The sequence below is a fragment of the Streptococcus sp. Marseille-Q6488 genome (assembly GCF_946902925.1).
In the GTDB taxonomy this organism is placed as follows: Bacteria; Bacillota; Bacilli; order Lactobacillales; family Streptococcaceae; genus Streptococcus.
Window position 1 is genome coordinate 85606 of record NZ_CAMPPZ010000009.1, and the last position, 16770, is coordinate 102375.

Annotated in this window: 17 protein-coding genes and 1 tRNA gene; 15 read left to right on the plus strand and 3 right to left on the minus strand. The window is 37.9% G+C overall.

The window, feature by feature from the left end; translation table 11 throughout:
• Window positions 1-7: 7 nt before the first annotated feature.
• From OVN23_RS04965 to OVN23_RS04990, 6 genes are all read left to right on the plus strand, one after another.
• Window positions 8-325 (plus strand): PTS sugar transporter subunit IIB, encoded by a 318-nt coding sequence (locus tag OVN23_RS04965; RefSeq protein WP_001151646.1) that lies wholly within the window; start codon window positions 8-10, stop codon window positions 323-325.
• Between the two features lie 16 nt (window positions 326-341).
• Window positions 342-659: a PTS lactose/cellobiose transporter subunit IIA gene (locus tag OVN23_RS04970; RefSeq protein ID WP_173233210.1), complete on the plus strand. Its 318-nt coding sequence runs from the start codon at window positions 342-344 to the stop codon at window positions 657-659.
• 9 nt (window positions 660-668) lie between these two features.
• Entirely contained in the window at window positions 669-2024 is a 1356-nt protein-coding gene (locus tag OVN23_RS04975) for a PTS sugar transporter subunit IIC (protein ID WP_267240718.1), read from the plus strand.
• Window positions 2025-2346: 322 nt separating this feature from the next.
• Window positions 2347-3822: an arylsulfatase gene (locus tag OVN23_RS04980; RefSeq protein ID WP_267240719.1), complete on the plus strand. Its 1476-nt coding sequence runs from the start codon at window positions 2347-2349 to the stop codon at window positions 3820-3822.
• Window positions 3819-4667 carry a formylglycine-generating enzyme family protein gene (locus OVN23_RS04985; protein WP_267240720.1) on the plus strand — a complete coding sequence of 283 codons (849 nt, stop codon included), beginning with the start codon at window positions 3819-3821 and terminating at the stop codon, window positions 4665-4667. Before OVN23_RS04980 ends, OVN23_RS04985 begins: the two co-directional genes overlap by 4 nt.
• 14 nt (window positions 4668-4681) lie before the next feature.
• Entirely contained in the window at window positions 4682-5452 is a 771-nt protein-coding gene (locus tag OVN23_RS04990) for a sulfite exporter TauE/SafE family protein (RefSeq protein ID WP_267240721.1), read from the plus strand.
• A gap of 276 nt (window positions 5453-5728) precedes the next feature.
• Here the strand turns inward: OVN23_RS04990 and OVN23_RS04995 are convergent, their stop codons facing one another.
• On the minus strand, window positions 5729-5974 hold the full coding sequence (locus OVN23_RS04995) for an IS30 family transposase (RefSeq protein WP_261024936.1): 246 nt from the start codon (window positions 5972-5974) through the stop codon (window positions 5729-5731).
• A gap of 385 nt (window positions 5975-6359) precedes the next feature.
• Here OVN23_RS04995 and OVN23_RS05000 point away from each other — a divergent pair, with 385 nt between their 5' ends.
• The 5 genes from OVN23_RS05000 (at window position 6360) to OVN23_RS05020 (ending at window position 12304) form a co-directional block, all read left to right on the plus strand.
• Window positions 6360-7361 carry a LacI family DNA-binding transcriptional regulator gene (locus OVN23_RS05000; RefSeq protein ID WP_172928775.1) on the plus strand — a complete coding sequence of 334 codons (1002 nt, stop codon included), beginning with the start codon at window positions 6360-6362 and terminating at the stop codon, window positions 7359-7361.
• A 151-nt stretch (window positions 7362-7512) separates the two neighbouring features.
• A complete protein-coding gene (locus OVN23_RS05005; RefSeq protein WP_045605839.1) occupies window positions 7513-8430 on the plus strand; it encodes an ABC transporter permease in 918 nt (305 codons plus the stop codon).
• A 10-nt stretch (window positions 8431-8440) separates the two neighbouring features.
• Window positions 8441-9331, plus strand: a complete 891-nt coding sequence (locus tag OVN23_RS05010) for a carbohydrate ABC transporter permease (RefSeq protein WP_000797956.1) — start codon at window positions 8441-8443, stop codon at window positions 9329-9331.
• Window positions 9332-9358: 27 nt separating this feature from the next.
• Complete coding sequence (locus tag OVN23_RS05015) at window positions 9359-10975, plus strand: ABC transporter substrate-binding protein (protein WP_023935662.1); 1617 nt, start codon at window positions 9359-9361, stop codon at window positions 10973-10975.
• Between the two features lie 9 nt (window positions 10976-10984).
• Entirely contained in the window at window positions 10985-12304 is a 1320-nt protein-coding gene (locus OVN23_RS05020; RefSeq protein ID WP_267240723.1) for a glycoside hydrolase family 32 protein, read from the plus strand.
• Window positions 12305-12511: 207 nt separating this feature from the next.
• Here OVN23_RS05020 and OVN23_RS05025 read toward each other — a convergent pair.
• Window positions 12512-12584 (minus strand) — tRNA-Lys (locus tag OVN23_RS05025).
• 264 nt (window positions 12585-12848) lie between these two features.
• Window positions 12849-14120, minus strand: a complete 1272-nt coding sequence (locus OVN23_RS05030) for a replication-associated recombination protein A (protein ID WP_267240724.1) — start codon at window positions 14118-14120, stop codon at window positions 12849-12851.
• Window positions 14121-14235: 115 nt separating this feature from the next.
• Here OVN23_RS05030 and OVN23_RS05035 point away from each other — a divergent pair, with 115 nt between their 5' ends.
• Genes OVN23_RS05035 through OVN23_RS05050 form a run of 4 tightly spaced genes read left to right on the plus strand, consistent with a single transcriptional unit; the run spans window position 14236 to window position 16692 of the window.
• Window positions 14236-14706 carry a DUF3013 family protein gene (locus tag OVN23_RS05035; protein WP_000257122.1) on the plus strand — a complete coding sequence of 157 codons (471 nt, stop codon included), beginning with the start codon at window positions 14236-14238 and terminating at the stop codon, window positions 14704-14706.
• A gap of 18 nt (window positions 14707-14724) precedes the next feature.
• Window positions 14725-15792 (plus strand): M50 family metallopeptidase, encoded by a 1068-nt coding sequence (locus tag OVN23_RS05040; protein ID WP_267240725.1) that lies wholly within the window; start codon window positions 14725-14727, stop codon window positions 15790-15792.
• A 1-nt stretch (window position 15793) separates the two neighbouring features.
• A complete protein-coding gene (locus OVN23_RS05045) occupies window positions 15794-16222 on the plus strand; it encodes an NUDIX hydrolase (protein WP_173233190.1) in 429 nt (142 codons plus the stop codon).
• Window positions 16219-16692 carry a GNAT family N-acetyltransferase gene (locus tag OVN23_RS05050; protein ID WP_173233188.1) on the plus strand — a complete coding sequence of 158 codons (474 nt, stop codon included), beginning with the start codon at window positions 16219-16221 and terminating at the stop codon, window positions 16690-16692. Before OVN23_RS05045 ends, OVN23_RS05050 begins: the two co-directional genes overlap by 4 nt.
• The last annotated feature ends 78 nt before the right edge of the window (window positions 16693-16770 follow it).

The window sequence follows — 16770 nt, forward strand, 5'->3', positions numbered from 1 at the left end:
GTAAGCTATGGCTAAAGTAACAATTATGTTAGCATGTGCAGCAGGTATGAGTACAAGTCTGCTAGTGACAAAGATGCAAAAGGCAGCAGAAGATAAGGGGTTGGATGCAGAAATTTTTGCAGTTCCAGCTCCTGAAGCAGAAGAAATTGTAGCAACAAAGGAAGTAAATGTGTTGCTTTTAGGCCCTCAAGTTCGCTATTTACTAGGGGACTTTCAAGAAAAACTAAAAGATAGACAGATTCCTGTGGCGGTTATTCCGATGACAGATTACGGAATGATGAATGGTTCTAAAGTCTTAGATTTAGCTGAAAGTTTATTAGACTAAGATTGAGGAGAATGCTATGAATGAAAGTAATTTAGAATCTGTAATGGGGCTAATTATGTATGGTGGGGAAGCCAAAAGTAATGCTATGGAGGCTATTCAGGCAGCAAAAAAAGCTGATTTCTCAAAAGCCAATCAAAGATTAGCTGATGCGAATGCTGCCTTATTACAGGCGCATAAAGCTCAAACAGAAATGTTGACAAGAGAGGCACAGGGGGAAGAAACTTCAATTAGCCTCTTGATGGTACACGCGCAAGATCATTTAATGACGAGTCTGACCTTTGTTGACTTAGCAAAAGAAGTGGTAGAAGTGTACAAACGATTTGAAAAAAATTAGGAGTTTGGTATGAATACAATGTTGGATAAAATGCAAGAAAAACTTTCTCCAATTGCAATGAAAGTTGGGAATCAGAAGTTTTTAGTTGCTTTACGTGATTCATTTGTGGGGACTATGCCTGTTATTATGACAGGTTCCATTGCTTTGTTATTAAATGCTTTTCTAGTGGATTTACCACAACAATTTCACTTAGAAAGTATTACGAAAACCTTTCAGTGGCTTGTTGACATCAATAATTTGGTATTCAAGGGAAGTATACCAATTGTTTCATTGTTGTTCATCTATTGCTTGGGAGTGAATATCGCTAAGATTTACAAGGTTGATACAGTTTCTGCTGGTTTGGTATCACTTGCCTCGTTTGTCATTTCGATTGGAAGTACAGTTACAAAGAGTTTCCCTTTGGCAAATGTAGGAGATGTGAAATTAGATCAAATCCTACAAGGAATTGATAATCTAGCATTTGATGGTAAAAATCTGATGGTAACTATTGGGAATGTGATTCCAGGAAACCATATCAATGCTAGAGGCTACTTTACAGCCATGATGATTGGATTTTTAGCCTCTATTATTTTCTGTAAAGTAATGAAAAAGAACTGGGTAATCAAGTTACCAGATTCAGTTCCCCCTGCGATTGCTAAGCCGTTCACTTCTATCATTCCAGGATTTATGGCGATGTATATAGTAGCCATCTTGACTTATGTTTTCCATTTACTTAGCAATGACTTATTGATTGATTGGGTTTACAAGGTGTTACAAACGCCATTACTAGGTTTGTCTCAAAGTTTCTTTGCAGTTATTCTGATGATCTTTTTGAATAAGTTATTCTGGTTTTTTGGTCTCCATGGAGGAAATGTATTGGCTCCCATCATGGAAGGGCTATTTGGAGTTGCTATGTTAGCGAACTTGGATGCTTTCCAAAAAGGTGAACCGATTCCTTATATATGGACAAGTGGATCTTTTGGGGCGTTTGTCTGGTTTGGAGGATTAGGATTAGTACTTGCTATTTTAATTTTTTCAAGAAACAGTCATTATCGAAAAGTTGCCAAACTTGGTCTAGCACCAGTTCTGTTTAATATTGGTGAGCCGGTCAATTATGGTTTACCAGTTGTCTTGAATCCTTTGCTATTTATACCATTTGTACTTAGCCCAGTTTTCATGGCAACGGTAGCTTACTGGGCAACAAGCTGGGGTCTTGTTTCACCTGTTACGCAAAATGTTACTTGGGTAATGCCACCAATTTTATATGGTTTCTTCTCTACAGCATTTGATTGGCGTTCCATCATCTTATCAGTTGTTTGTTTGATTATTAGTGTCTTGACTTATTTCCCATTTGTGAAAATGGCAGATAAAACTGAATTGAGTTAATGGTCTTACTTGCGTTTTTTGTGATAAAATAGAAATAGATTACGTGTAAGATGAGTTAGGTGTAGGATTTCTTATCTCCACTAAAATTGTTATTAGACAAAGGTTTATAGTCTGTTGAAGTTAGAATAGTACACTGTAACTTCTAAAACAGTGCTAGAAAATGATTTGAATTTCCTAATAGATTTAGTCATATTTTAGTTCATTTTTCTATAGAACATAACAAGAATGTTATTGCTTTATATAGAGAGATTGATATAGAAAGGGGTGCAGTAAAGGTAGATATCTTCTTGTGCCTCTTTTGCCATATTAGAAAGGAGATTTTATGGTTCAGACAAAACAGCCAAATATTGTTTTGATTGTTGTAGATCAAATGAGAGCAGATGCCTTATCCTTGAATAGTAAGGATAAGCTAGTTAGCACTCCAACATTAGATATGATGGCTAGTGTGGGTTATAATTTTGAAAATGCCTATTCTCCAGTTCCTTCTTGCGTTCCTGCTAGGGCGGCTTTATTGACTGGTTTAGATCAAGATAAAAGTGGACGTGTTGGTTATCAAGATGAGGTGCCTTGGAATTTTACTAATACCCTGCCAAAGGTCTTTAAAGATATGGGGTATCAAACAGAGTGTATTGGTAAGATGCATGTTTTTCCTTCCAGAAAGAGACTTGGGTTTGATCATGTCTTACTTCACGATGGGTATCTACATGTTGATAGAAAGTATGACAAGGCTTATGGAAGTCAATTTGATTATGCTAGTGACTATCTAGCCTTTTTAAAGGGTAAAGTTGGTTATGATGTTGATTTGATTGATGACGGAATGGATTGTAATTCTTGGGAAGCTAGACCTTGGGATAAAGATGAGAAGCTACATCCAACAAACTGGGTTGTGAGTGAGTCCATTTCATTTTTACAAAGAAGAGATCCAACGGTTCCTTTTTTTCTCAAAATGTCTTTTGAAAAACCACATGCTCCATTAAATCCCCCAAAATACTATTTTGATATGTATATGGAACGCTTGCCTCAATTTCTCGATTTGCATATCGGGAATTGGGAAGTATTAGAAAAGCAAATTCCGTCTATTTATGCTTTAAGAGGGAAATTAAAGGAAGATGATCAAAGAAGAATGGTTGCTGCTTATTTTGGATTGATTACTCATATAGACCACCAAATTAGTCGCTTTTTGACTGCCCTAAAAGAATTTCGTCATGATAAAGATACGATTATCTGGTTTGTTTCGGATCATGGGGATCAGCTTGGTGAACATTATCTGTTTAGAAAGGGATATCCTTATCAAGGAAGTATCCACATTCCTTCGTTTATTTACGATCCGGCTGGATTGATAGCTGGTAATAGGGGAACAATCAAGCAATTAGTGAAAATTCAAGATATTTTTCCTTCACTCGTGGATTTGGCAGGAGGAACTACTACAGATGAACTAGATGGACGGAGTGTTAAGAATTTATTATTTGGACAGTACGAGGGGTGGCGAACAGAATTTCATGGTGAACATGCTTTAGGAAAAGATTCTAGTCAATATATCTTGACAGACCAGTGGAAATTTATCTGGTTTCCTGTTTTAAATCATTATCAGTTATTTGATATGAAAAAAGATCCGCATGAAATGAATGATTTGTATCCAAGTGCAAAATACCAACCTATTGTTCGTCAGATGAAGAAAAAATTAGTAGACTTTCTTAGATATAGAGAAGAAGGTTTTGTTGTGGATGAAGAGTTAGTTCCTGTTGAACTATCTAAAATAACACCAACTCTAACGAAAACGAGGGATATTCAATCATGAAAATGAAACAAATCAAGGGTGGGAAATTTATGATGGGAACAAATTCTGAGGAGGGCTTTTTAGATGATTTTGAAGGTCCTCAAGTTGCTGTTAGTGTAAAGGATTTCTCCATTGCAGATACTCCAGTTACGAATCAAGAATTTGCTCAATTTGTGAAAGAAACAGGCTATAAAACACTAGCTGAGCGACAAGAGTGGTCTTTTGTTTTTATATTGTTCGTTCCAGAGGCAGAAAGGGAGGGATATCCTCATCCTGCTGGGGCTCCGTGGTGGTTACAAGTTCCGAACGCTTGCTGGAAACATCCCTACGGTGAGAACAGTAATCTAGTGGGTTTAGAAGACCATCCAGTAGTTCATGTTGCTTTAGAAGATGCATTGGCTTTCTGTAATTGGAGCGGAATGTCTTTACCGACTGAAGCACAGTGGGAATATGCTGCTAGAGGAGGAAGACAATCTGAATATCCTTGGGGAGATACTCTTTTAGAAGGTGGATATTATCATGCCAATACTTGGCAAGGAAGATTTCCTTATGAAAATACTGCCTTAGATGGATTTATAGGAACGGCTCCTGTCTATGAATTTTTACCTAATGATTTTGGTCTATATCAAATGATTGGGAATGTTTGGGAATGGTGTCGCAATCCGAGATATACCTTATTAGCTAGTTTTAATGAAGATGACTATGAGTTGCCAAAATATGGGATACAAGAGGAGGAGTATGCTATCAGAGGAGGTTCCTTTTTATGTCATTGTTCTTATTGTAATCGATACCGAGTAGCTGCTAGAAATGGATGTATTTCTACTTCCACTAGTAGCCATCTAGGTTTTAGATGTTTGAAAGAATAGGATGGACTTAAAAAGTGGTTGAGATTATTTATTTTCTAATCATTATAATAGCTAGTGGATTGGGTTCTATATCAGGCATGGGTGGTGGAATTATAATTAAGCCACTTATGGATAGTTTTGGATACCATTCGATCAGTGATATTGCTTTTTATTCTAGTTTCTCTGTTTTTATAATGGCGATTATTTCAACAATCAAAAGATTTTCACAAAGTAAAGAGATAAAATGGAGATTGATTTTTACGGTATCCTTTTCTTCTGTTTTAGGAGGATTTCTAGGTCATCTTATTTTTCAAGTTCTGTTATCTCAATTATCAGTACGGCTAGTATTCATTGTTCAAATGATTTTACTATTTGTGATGTTACTTGTATCATTTGTTTTAACAGATTTTAAAAAAACTTATCAATCTGATAAGATAGGATTCTATATGATTTGTGGTATTCTATTGGGCTTGATTTCTAGTTTTTTAGGGATTGGTGGTGGTCCGCTCAATGTATCTTTATTGATGGTATTTTTTTCTATTTCGATAAAAGAAGCAACGATGTATTCTCTTGCAATTATTTTCTTTTCCCAGCTGTCTCATTTGGCTACAATTGTTGTGGTTACAGGTTTAAATCAGTATCATTTAGCACCTGTTCCAGTTATTTTTCTTGCTTCTATATGCGGAGGGGTATTGGGGACGGTTGTATCAAAAGTCTTACCTGAAAATTGGGTAAGATACTGTTTTAAAGGGATGTTATTCTTTGTCATGGGAATGACTTTATATAATTTATTTCATATTTTGTAAGGTCAGTGTGAAAATATTTAAATAGACTTCCTGTAAAAACTGGATTTAACGCCCTCCATTTGTCAAATTAAGCTAGACAGTCTTACCAACTCAGAAAATACCTGATGAGGTGTTTGGTATCCAAGGGATTTAGGTGGGATGTGATTTCTTGAGGCTGGGAAAAAAGTCTTTAAAATTAAAAAACGTATAATATCAGGTGTTGAAAACTTTGATACTATGCGTTTTATTGTGGGAATATTTATTTCATTTTCTCCTGAAATTGAGTTTTTGCCCAGCCTAAAATTCTTGACTGACTTCGTTGAAGTCTGTCTGCTTTGGCAAGTCATGACACCTTAAAAGTCTATTTGAATGTTCGTTGAGACACCGCTGTCTTGGACATCCTAGATTCGCAAAAAAGCTCTCACTATCGTGCTGATTGGAAATATCTTTCCATTTTGAAAACTCTTTTCCACAGTCAAATGTAATAGATTTAAAGAGGTTCACTAGAAATTGTGCTAGCCACCCTTGGATGGATTCTGCCACATATTTTGCCTTACGACTCTTGGTCTTCAAACTGACAATCAATTGACTATACCTGTTCGCTCACAAATAGGAGAGAACTTTTTACGAAAATCTAATGAATATGCCATAAGAACATTATACCGCAACGTGTACTATTTTTGGTTCATTTTACTATAGAAACTATTGAAGCACCTGTACGAAAATACATTATGAAAAAGGGGAGATAGGAAGAAACAAAGTCTGTTCCTGTGGTAGGTAGATTCCTATATATGAAAATTGAAGTATTTTCAAAAGCTAATTGGAGTGATTTTATTCATGATGGAAAAAGGGTCTGGACAAAAATGATTGAGAAATAGTTGCTAAAAAAGCGTTTGCATGATACTATATATTGAAAGGAGGTGATAATATGGTAGAACAAAGAAAATCAATTACCATGAAAGATGTTGCTTTAGAAGCAGGAGTTAGTGTTGGAACAGTTTCACGTGTGATTAATAAAGAAAAAGGTATTAAAGAAATAACTTTGAAAAAAGTGGAACAAGCAATTAAAACCTTGAATTACATTCCAGATTACTACGCTAGAGGAATGAAAAAAAATCGAACAGAAACGATTGCAATCATTGTACCAAGTATCTGGCATCCCTTCTTTTCAGAATTTGCTATGCATGTGGAAAATGAAGTCTATAAGAGGAATAATAAATTACTCTTATGTTCTATAAATGGTACAAATAGAGAGCAAGACTATCTGGAGATGTTGCGTCATAATAAAGTTGATGGAGTGGTTGCTATTACCTATAGTCCAATTGAACATTACCTGTCGTCAGGAATTCCCTTTGTCAGTATTGACCGTACATACTCAGATATTGCCATTCCTTGTGTTTCATCAGATAATGATGCAGGTGGAAGAGAAGCAGCTAAACAACTAATTAGTAAAGGATGTCAGCATTTAGCCTTTGTGGGCGGACATAATACAACCATTAATGAAACCAAACGTCGTAGAATTTCCTTTGAAAAGTATGTCCAAGAGCATAAAATACCTCTTAGTATTTTTGATTTGGATGAGACAGTTACTGACTATCATGGGAAGCTAGAGAGTTTCTTGGAAGAAAATTCTTCTATAGATGGAATTTTTACAATTAACGACTTTACAGCTTTAGATGTTATTGATATACTAGAAAAAAATGGCAAACATATTCCTCATGATGTCCAAATTATTGGATACGATGGAATTAAAATGGCTGGAGATAGAGATTATCTACTTTCAACAATTGAGCAACCCCTGGAAGAAATGGCCAAAGAAGCGGTTCGGATTTTGTTTGATATTCTTGATGGAAAGACTGTTAATTTGCAGACAATCCTACCAGTAAAATTTGTTGAAGGAAAAACAACAAAAAATGAAAATAAGTCTTGACAGAAAGCGCTATCAATGATAGAATGAATTCAGATAAAAAAAGATTTATTTTTTAAAGAAAAAATGAAACGTTTCAAAAATAAAATAAATAGACAGCGCCAAGCGCTATCTTTTCTAGGTAAAAATGAAACGTTTCAAAAAGGAGGTTGCTATGAATAGCAAAGCGAAGCAAGTTTCTCTTTGGGAAAGAATCAAGAAACAAAAACTCTTGTTATTGATGACTGTCCCTGGTTTAGTTTTAACATTTATCTTTAAATACATCCCTATGTATGGGGTTTTAATCGCATTTAAAGATTATAATCCCTTAAAAGGAATTTTAGGGAGTGATTGGATTGGTTTTTCTGAGTTTACAAAATTCATATCCTCTCCCAACTTTGGTATCTTGTTAGCCAATACCTTAAAATTAAGTATCTATGGTTTATTGCTTGGCTTTTTACCACCAATCATTCTTGCTATTATGCTCAATCAACTCTTGAGTGAAAAAGTCAAAAAACGAATTCAGCTCATTTTATATGCACCAAACTTTATTTCAGTCGTTGTTATCGTTGGTATGATTTTTCTTTTCTTTTCAGTGGGAGGACCAATTAACAATTTTCTCTCTATGTTTGGAATAAAGGCTGACTTCTTGACAAATCCAGACTTCTTTAGACCTTTATACATCTTTAGTGGTATCTGGCAAGGAATGGGCTGGGCTTCAACGCTCTACACAGCAACATTAGTAAATGTAGATCCAGCTTTAGTAGAAGCAGCCCGACTGGATGGAGCCAATATCTTCCAACGAATCTGGCACATTGATATTCCAGCTCTTAAGCCTATTATGGTTATCCAATTTGTTTTAGCTGCAGGTGGAATTATGAATGTCGGATATGAAAAAGCATTCTTGATGCAGACATCGTTAAACTTGCCAACTTCTGAAATTATCTCTACATATGTCTATAAAGTTGGTCTTGTATCAGGAGATTATTCTTACTCAACAGCGGTTGGTTTGTTTAATGCAGTGATTAACGTAGTATTGCTTGTTGCAGTTAACCAAATCGTTAAACGCATGAATAATGGTGAAGGAATTTAAGGAGGAAAGTATGAAAAATTCGATTATGGATACAAAATTTGATAGACGTATCTTACTCTTAAATAAAATCATTATTGTCTTTATCGTTTTGATAACCTTACTTCCTTTACTTTATATTGTCGTAGCATCCTTTATGGATCCTAAGGTTCTGGTTAGTAGAGGGATTAGCTTTAATCCAGCCGATTGGACGGTAGAAGGTTACCAGCGTGTATTCAGTGACCAATCTATTCTAAGAGGTTTTATCAATTCCCTGCTTTATTCTTTTGGCTTTGCGGCTTTAACAGTCTTGCTATCTGTGTTTACAGCTTATCCTCTTTCTAAGAAAGACTTGGTAGGGCGCCGTTGGATTAACTACTTCTTGATTGTGACCATGTTCTTTGGTGGTGGTTTAGTCCCAACTTACTTGCTGGTAAAAGATTTGGGAATGCTCAATACTCCATGGGCTATCATCGTTCCCGGTGCTGTCAATGTTTGGAATATTATTCTTGCTAGGGCCTATTTCCAAGGATTGCCTGAAGAATTGGTAGAAGCAGCCGTCATTGATGGTGCAAATGATTTACAGATTTTCTTCAAAATCATGCTTCCTCTTGCAAAACCAATTATGTTTGTTCTCTTCCTCTATGCTTTTGTCGGCCAGTGGAACTCATACTTTGATGCAATGATTTATATCAAGGATCCAAATTTGGAACCATTGCAACTTGTACTTCGTAAAATTCTCATTCAGAGCCAACCAGGTCAAGACATGATTGGAGCACAAGCGGCTATGAATGAAATGAAACGTTTAGCTGAATTGATTAAATACGCAACTATTGTCATTTCCAGCTTGCCATTGATTGTTATGTATCCATTCTTCCAAAAATACTTTGATAAAGGAATTATGGCTGGTTCACTTAAAGGATAAAAAAGAAAAAATAAAAGGAGATTTCTCATGAAATTCAAAACATTCTCAAAATCAGCAGTTTTGTTGACAGCTAGTTTAGCAGTACTTGCAGCCTGTGGCTCAAAAAATACAGCTTCAAGTCCAGATTATAAGTTGGAAGGTGTAACATTCCCGCTTCAAGAAAAGAAAACATTGAAGTTTATGACAGCCAGTTCACCGTTAGCTCCCAAAGATCCAAATGAAAAGTTAATTTTGCAACGTTTGGAGAAGGAAACTGGCGTTCATATTGACTGGACCAACTACCAATCCGACTTTGCAGAAAAACGTAACTTGGATATTTCTAGTGGTGATTTACCAGATGCTATCCACAACGACGGAGCTTCAGATGTGGACTTGATGAACTGGGCTAAGAAAGGTGTAATCATTCCAGTTGAAGACTTGATTGATAAATACATGCCAAATCTTAAGAAAATTTTGGATGAGAAACCAGAATACAAGGCCTTAATGACAGCACCTGACGGACACATCTATTCATTCCCATGGATTGAGGAGCTTGGAGAAGGCAAAGAATCTATCCATAGTGTCAACGATATGGCTTGGATTAACAAAGATTGGCTTAAGAAACTTGGTCTTGAAATGCCAAAAACTACTGATGATTTGATTAAAGTCCTAGAAGCTTTCAAAAACGGGGATCCAAATGGAAATGGAGAGGCTGATGAAATTCCATTTACATTTATTAGTGGTAACGGAAACGAAGATTTTAAATTCCTATTTGCTGCATTTGGTATAGGGGATAACGATGATCATTTAGTAGTTGGAAATGATGGCAAAGTTGACTTCACAGCAGATAATGATAACTATAAAGAAGGTGTCAAATTTATCCGTCAATTGCAAGAAAAAGGCTTGATTGATAAAGAAGCTTTCGAACATGATTGGAATAGTTACATTGCTAAAGGTCATGATCAGAAATTTGGTGTTTACTTTACATGGGATAAGAGTAATGTTACTGGAAGTAATGAAAGTTATGATGTTTTACCAGTACTTGCTGGGCCAAGTGGTCAAAAACACGTAGCTCGTACAAACGGTATGGGATTTGCGCGTGACAAGATGGTTATTACTAGTGTAAACAAAAACCTAGAATTGACAGCTAAATGGATTGATGCACAATACGCTCCACTCCAATCTGTGCAAAATAACTGGGGAACTTACGGAGATGACAAACAACAAAACATCTTTGAATTTGACCAAGCAACTAACAGCCTCAAACACTTACCACTAAACGGAACTGCACCAGCAGAACTTCGTCAAAAGACTGAAGTAGGAGGACCACTAGCTATCCTAGATTCATACTATGGTAAAGTGACAACTATGCCTGACGATGCCAAATGGCGTTTGGATCTTATCAAAGAATATTATGTTCCTTACATGAGCAATGACAATAACTATCCAAGAGTCTTTATGACACAGGAAGATTTGGACAAGATTGCCCATATCGAGGCAGATATGAATGACTATATCTACCGTAAACGTGCTGAATGGATTGTAAATGGCAATATTGATGCTGAGTGGGATGATTACAAGAAAGAGCTTGAAAAATACGGACTTTCAGATTACCTCGCTATTAAACAAAAATACTACGACCAATACCAAGCAAACAAAAACTAGAGGTTGATTATGGGAGATAAGAAATACACAGTAGAAAAAGCCAATCGTTTTATAGCAGAAAATAAACATCTCGTAAATACTCAATATAAGCCTAAAGAACATTTTTCAGCTGAGATTGGTTGGATCAATGATCCAAATGGATTTGTCTATTTTCGTGGAGAATACCATCTCTTTTATCAATTCTATCCTTATGATAGTGTTTGGGGGCCTATGCACTGGGGTCATGCTAAAAGTAAGGACTTGGTGACTTGGGAGCACTTGCCAGTGGCACTTGCTCCTGACCAAGGCTACGACCGCAATGGATGTTTCTCAGGCTCTGCCATTGTCAAGGATGATCGCCTATGGCTCATGTATACTGGGCATATCGAAGAAGAAACCGGTGTCCGCCAAGTGCAAAATATAGCATTTTCAGACGACGGGATTCACTTTGAAAAGATTGAACAAAATCCAGTTGCAACTGGAGCAGACTTGCCAGATGAGTTGATTGCTGCTGATTTCCGTGATCCAAAACTCTTTGAAAAAGATGGACGCTATTACTCCGTAGTAGCTGCCAAACACAAGGATAATGTGGGCTGTATCGTTCTACTAGGGTCCGATAACCTAGTAGAATGGCAGTTCGAATCCATCTTTTTAAAAGGGGTAGAACACCAAGGCTTTATGTGGGAATGCCCAGATTACTTTGAGTTAGATGGGAAGGATTGCCTTATTATGTCACCCATGCATTATCAGCGTGAGGGAGACTCATATCATAACATCAACTCATCGGTTTTGTTTACGGGTAAGGTAGATTGGGGAGAAAAACGTTTTATCCCAGAATCAGTTCAAGAAATTGATCATGGCCAAGACTTTTATGCGCCTCAAACATTGCTGGACGATCAAAATCGTCGTATCCTGATTGCTTGGATGCAGACATGGGGACGTACCCTTCCAACCCATGACAAAGAACACAAGTGGGCATGTGCCATGACTTTACCTCGTGTACTTCGATTGAAGGATGGGAAGTTATTCCAAACTCCTATCAAGCAAGGGGGCCATCACATTCAAATTGATGGTAATCAGCGTTACCGTTTGGGAAGCGATACAGATTATCTAGAGTTTGGTTATGATAGCACAGCCAAGCAAGTCTATATTGATCGTAGTCATCTGGCTCAGAAAATCCTCGGTGAAGAAGAACAGGACACTAGCCGACGGTATGTAGATATTGAAGCTAAAGAATTGGATGTTATTTTAGATAAAAATTCCATCGAGATTTTTGTCAATCAAGGTGAAGCAAGCTTGACTGCAACTTATTACTTAACAGTGCCAGCTAAGCTATCACGAATCGATTAAAAATTAAGTTATTTCTCCTAAAGAAAAAGTTCTCTTTCTAGCAAAATGGAAAGAGAACTTTTTGTGTTTTGGGTATATAAGCTTAGTTTATAGTATTTGTAAAATTGGTGTTGGATTATGATTTAAGCTAGTTTTCTAAAGAATTTGAAAAAAATTTTATTTAAGCAAAAAAACCTTGGTTCCAAGACTTTTCCTGTTGTATGTAGATGCCCCCTACAGGGATCGAACCTGTGACCCACGGATTAAGAGTCCGCTGCTCTGCCAGCTGAGCTAAGGAGGCAAAGAAAAAAGCTGTATTGGTGCCGAAACTTCACGGTTTGTATTGAACCCGCGCAATTAAGCAGGTGGGCAACTCGCTCTAACTGAAGCTGTTTCCGTGTGAGACGGCCTACATGCTGTTAGAAGACTTTTGTTTCCCTAATAATACAAAAAATAGTCGGTCAACACTTAAGTGTGAAGTCGTACACCACAGCGTTTCTATGTTTATATGATACCACTTTTTCAAAAAAAATCAAGAGGAAAGTGCAATTTTTTGAAAAGGATTTCAGATTTTTCGCAAACGGTCGATAGTTTCCTTTCTTTGAGCCAAAGCCCGTTCATATTTACCAGTATCTTCTGCTTGGAAATAGTGATGATTACGAATTTTTTCTGGCAGATAGTCTTGCTTGACCCAATTTCCAGGATAGTTGTGTGGATAGAGATAGTCTTGGGCATTCCCCAGTTCCTTGCTTCCACTGTAGTGCCCATCACGCAGGTGTCGCGGAATAGGCAAGTGCCCTGATGTTTTGAGGTCAGCGAGAGCCTTGTCCATAGCTATATAGGCTGAGTTGGATTTTGGAGAAAGGGCTAAATCAATGACGACATTGGCAATGAGAATGCGGGCTTCTGGGAACCCAATCTTCTGGGCAGCATCCAGAGCAGTCACGGTGTGAATCTGGGCTTCAGGATTGGCCAAACCGATATCTTCATAAGCGATAACAGTCAAACGACGAGCGAGACTTGGCAAATCACCAGCATCAATCAAGCGGGCAGCATAGTGAAGACTGGCATCAACATCTGAGCCACGGATAGACTTTTGCAGGGCAGATAGAACATCATAGTGACCGTCTCCATCCTTGTCCATGGTAATGTAGCTTCTCTGAAGACTATTTTCCATTATGTCTAGGGTGATATGGCGGATGCCCTCGTCATTCTCAGGGGTAGATAGAACTGCCAAATCCAGTGAGTTGAAGGCAGAGCGAAGGTCTCCGTTTGTAGAGGTGGCAATGAAGTCCAGCGCATCCTCATCTAGTTCTACTGGAAAATCAAAACCACGTTCAGGGTTATTTAGAGCTATCTGTAGGGCCTCTTTGACGTCTTGGTTAGACAGAGGTTCCAACTCAAAAATTTGAACACGACTACGAATGGCAGGAGTGACAGAAAAGAAAGGATTTTCAGTCGTAGCGCCAATCATGATGACTAGTCCACTTTCCAAGAGTGGCAGGAGGAAGTCTTGTTTGGTCTTATCCAGTCGATGAATCTCGTCTAGTAATAGGACGAGACCACCAGAGAATTTAGCCTCTTCCGCAATTTCTTGCAGTCGCTTTTTACTATCAACTGTCGCATTGAAAGTTCGAAAGGCATACTTGGTCGTCCCTGCGATGGCAGAGGCAATACTGGTCTTGCCAATTCCAGGAGGTCCATAAAGAATCATGGAGGACAGGCGGTTGGCTTCCACCATGCGGCGGATAATTTTTCCAGGCCCAACCAGATGTTCCTGACCAATGACCTGGTCGATGGTTTTAGGGCGCATGCGAAGCGCGAGATTGTCTGGCATAGCAGTCCTTTCTAGCGTGGATTTTCTGATACATATGTGGTAAGATGGTAGTATCTATTTTAGCATATTTCCGAGCAATCGGGGCGATTAAAGAGTCGCATAGAAAGAGGACAAAATGGCAACATACGGATTTTTAGATGTTTTAGAGGAAGAGTTGGAGAAGAATTTTCCCTTTGACTTTGAGATTAGTTGGGACAAGCGCAACCACGCGGTTGAAGTGAGTTTTCTATTGGAAGCGCAAAATGCTGCAGGTGTGGAGATGGTGGATGAGGATGGAGAGGTTTCATCGGATGATATTCTCTTTGAAGAAGCAGTGCTTTTTTACAATCCTGCTAAGTCAACTGTCAATGAGGAAGACTATTTGACTGTTATTCCTTACCTGCCTAAAAAAGGATTTTCTCGCGAATTTTTAGCTTATTTTGCGCTATTCCTTAAAGATACTGCCGAGGTTGGACTAGATGCCCTTATGGACTTTTTGGAAGACCCAGAAGCAGAAGAATTTGTCATGGAATGGAACCAAGAAGTCTTTGAAGAAGGAAAAGTAGGCTTGGAAGAGGGAGAGTTTTATCCTTATCCGAGATACTAGGAGTTGGATGGAGATTTTATGAAGAAAATTGGGATTTATTTGGTTTATGTGCTAGCTGTTGTCTTTATTATGCTGGCTTGTGCTTGTGGAACAATCGCATTTGCAGAGTTGGGGTATTCTGCAGTTTTAGTCTTTACTTTTGGTTATGCCTTCGCTCTTCTAAGTATGTATTTAATCTTGATTCTTCATGAGCTGGGACATGCTTTTTGTGGCTACTTGACAGGCTATCGGCTGGTGGCTTTTGGGTTAGGACATTTTATTTTGACCAAAAAGTCAGGCAGGTTTCATCTTAGTAGAACAGCCATTCTGAAAAATGTTGGTGCTCAATACATTGGTTTAAAAGAGGATGAAAGTGATCAAAGAATCATCCTGATGCTTTCAGGAGGCTTGATGGTTCATATCAGCTTGATATTATTGGCGATAGTGTTTGGATTTTTGACAAGAAGCTGGTATTTTGCAGGGACTTGGATTTTTCTTAATTTGTCTTTCTTCCTAAATAACATTTTGCCAGTCGGCATCACCGATGGCGCAAAAATTTGGGAATTACTACAACACCCTGAAAATACGAAATACGCCTACCTGATGTTGAGGCATTCTGCCCAGACCTTGCTGGCTCCTCAAGAATATGATTTAAAAGACTTTATCATGCCTGTTGATGAGGAGGCGAGAGGGAGTTTTGCAGAAAGTGTTCAGACTCTTCAGGGCTTGGTATTCATATTGGATGATAATATAGAGCTTGCAAAGCAACAGTTGCAGTCTGTGCTAGAGAAAACAGATAATCCAATGTCTAAAACTATTTCTCAATTATACCTTCTTCAAATTGCTCTGATGGAAGGAGATAATAAGAAAGCGGAAGAATATGCAAGTATTCGAGGAGTCAAATCCTTTTTATCTCTAAAAACAGCAGATATGCAGGTCATTCAAGCTTGGTATCAATTTAAGGTAAAGAAAGATGTAGTTCAAACTCACAAGGCTATGAAGATTGCTAGACAGAAAATGAATAGCAGTCGGATGTTACGGGATGAGAAAATCTATTATCAAAACTGGTTAGCCGATCTGGAAAAGGAATTAACCGAAGGAGTCTAATATGGAAATAGAAATTTCTGATTTCACAGGCTGTAAGATTGCTTTGTTTTGTGGGGATAAGCTTCTGACTATCTTACGCGATGATAAGGCAAGCATTCCCTGGCCCAATATGTGGGAACTGCCCGGTGGGGGACGAGAGGAGGATGAAAGTCCTTTTGAGTGCGTGGCGCGTGAAGTTTATGAAGAACTTGGTGTTTATCTGACTGAGGATTGTCTGCTTTGGAGTAGGGTTTATCCAAGTATGCTTTTTGCGGATAAACAATCTGTATTTCTAGTCGGCAAGTTAACGCAAGAACAGTTTGACCAGATTGTATTTGGAGATGAAGGACAGGGCTATCAGTTAATGAATGTCGAGGAATTTCTTACTTCCAGTCAAGTTGTACCTCAGTTGCAGGGTAGATTGAGGGATTATTTGGAGGAAAGTTTATGATAAGACTTGAACGAGCAGGAGCAGAGGATTTGGAGACCATCATTGCGATTCAAAGAGCTAGCTTTAAGGCTGTCTATGAAAAATATCAAGATGAGTATGATCCTTATCTGGAGGACAGTGAACGAATCAAGTGGAAATTGGTTGAGCGTCCCAATAGCTATTACTACTTTTTGAAAGAAAAGGGAGAAAATATCGGATTTTTACGAGTTCAGACCAATGAAGAGTTGACGGAGGCTTGGCTGGGAACGGCAGCGATTTTGCCCCAGTATCAAGGAAAAGGTTATGGTTCTGAAGGATTGAAATTGCTGGAAAAGGAATTTCCAATGATTAAACAGTGGGATTTGTGTACGGTATTACAGGATGAAGGTATGGTTGCTTTCTATGAGAAGAACGGCTACCATCAAACCCATATTGAACCTGAAAAAGAAGGTATGGATATGGTTTACATGAAAAAATGCATAGAGAAATAGAAAGGATAGTTCAGTTACATTTCTAAACTGAACCCGCCCTAAACACTGTGCTAAAAAGATAAACTTCTCTTAGACACA

Bases quoted from the DNA above. Each gene is read 5' to 3' on its own strand.
- OVN23_RS05045 (WP_173233190.1), top strand. From the start codon at position 15,794: ATGGAAATAGAAATTTCTGATTTCACAGGCTGTAAGATTGCTTTGTTT.
- OVN23_RS05035 (WP_000257122.1), top strand. From the start codon at position 14,236: ATGGCAACATACGGATTTTTAGATGTTTTAGAGGAAGAGTTGGAGAAG.
- OVN23_RS04970 (WP_173233210.1), top strand. From the start codon at position 342: ATGAATGAAAGTAATTTAGAATCTGTAATGGGGCTAATTATGTATGGT.
- OVN23_RS05020 (WP_267240723.1), top strand. From the start codon at position 10,985: ATGGGAGATAAGAAATACACAGTAGAAAAAGCCAATCGTTTTATAGCA.
- OVN23_RS04965 (WP_001151646.1), top strand. From the start codon at position 8: ATGGCTAAAGTAACAATTATGTTAGCATGTGCAGCAGGTATGAGTACA.
- OVN23_RS04975 (WP_267240718.1), top strand. From the start codon at position 669: ATGAATACAATGTTGGATAAAATGCAAGAAAAACTTTCTCCAATTGCA.
- OVN23_RS05000 (WP_172928775.1), top strand. From the start codon at position 6,360: ATGGTAGAACAAAGAAAATCAATTACCATGAAAGATGTTGCTTTAGAA.
- OVN23_RS05030 (WP_267240724.1), bottom strand. From the start codon at position 14,120: ATGCCAGACAATCTCGCGCTTCGCATGCGCCCTAAAACCATCGACCAG.
- OVN23_RS04980 (WP_267240719.1), top strand. From the start codon at position 2,347: ATGGTTCAGACAAAACAGCCAAATATTGTTTTGATTGTTGTAGATCAA.
- OVN23_RS05040 (WP_267240725.1), top strand. From the start codon at position 14,725: ATGAAGAAAATTGGGATTTATTTGGTTTATGTGCTAGCTGTTGTCTTT.
- OVN23_RS05050 (WP_173233188.1), top strand. From the start codon at position 16,219: ATGATAAGACTTGAACGAGCAGGAGCAGAGGATTTGGAGACCATCATT.
- OVN23_RS05010 (WP_000797956.1), top strand. From the start codon at position 8,441: ATGAAAAATTCGATTATGGATACAAAATTTGATAGACGTATCTTACTC.
- OVN23_RS05015 (WP_023935662.1), top strand. From the start codon at position 9,359: ATGAAATTCAAAACATTCTCAAAATCAGCAGTTTTGTTGACAGCTAGT.
- OVN23_RS05005 (WP_045605839.1), top strand. From the start codon at position 7,513: ATGAATAGCAAAGCGAAGCAAGTTTCTCTTTGGGAAAGAATCAAGAAA.
- OVN23_RS04985 (WP_267240720.1), top strand. From the start codon at position 3,819: ATGAAAATGAAACAAATCAAGGGTGGGAAATTTATGATGGGAACAAAT.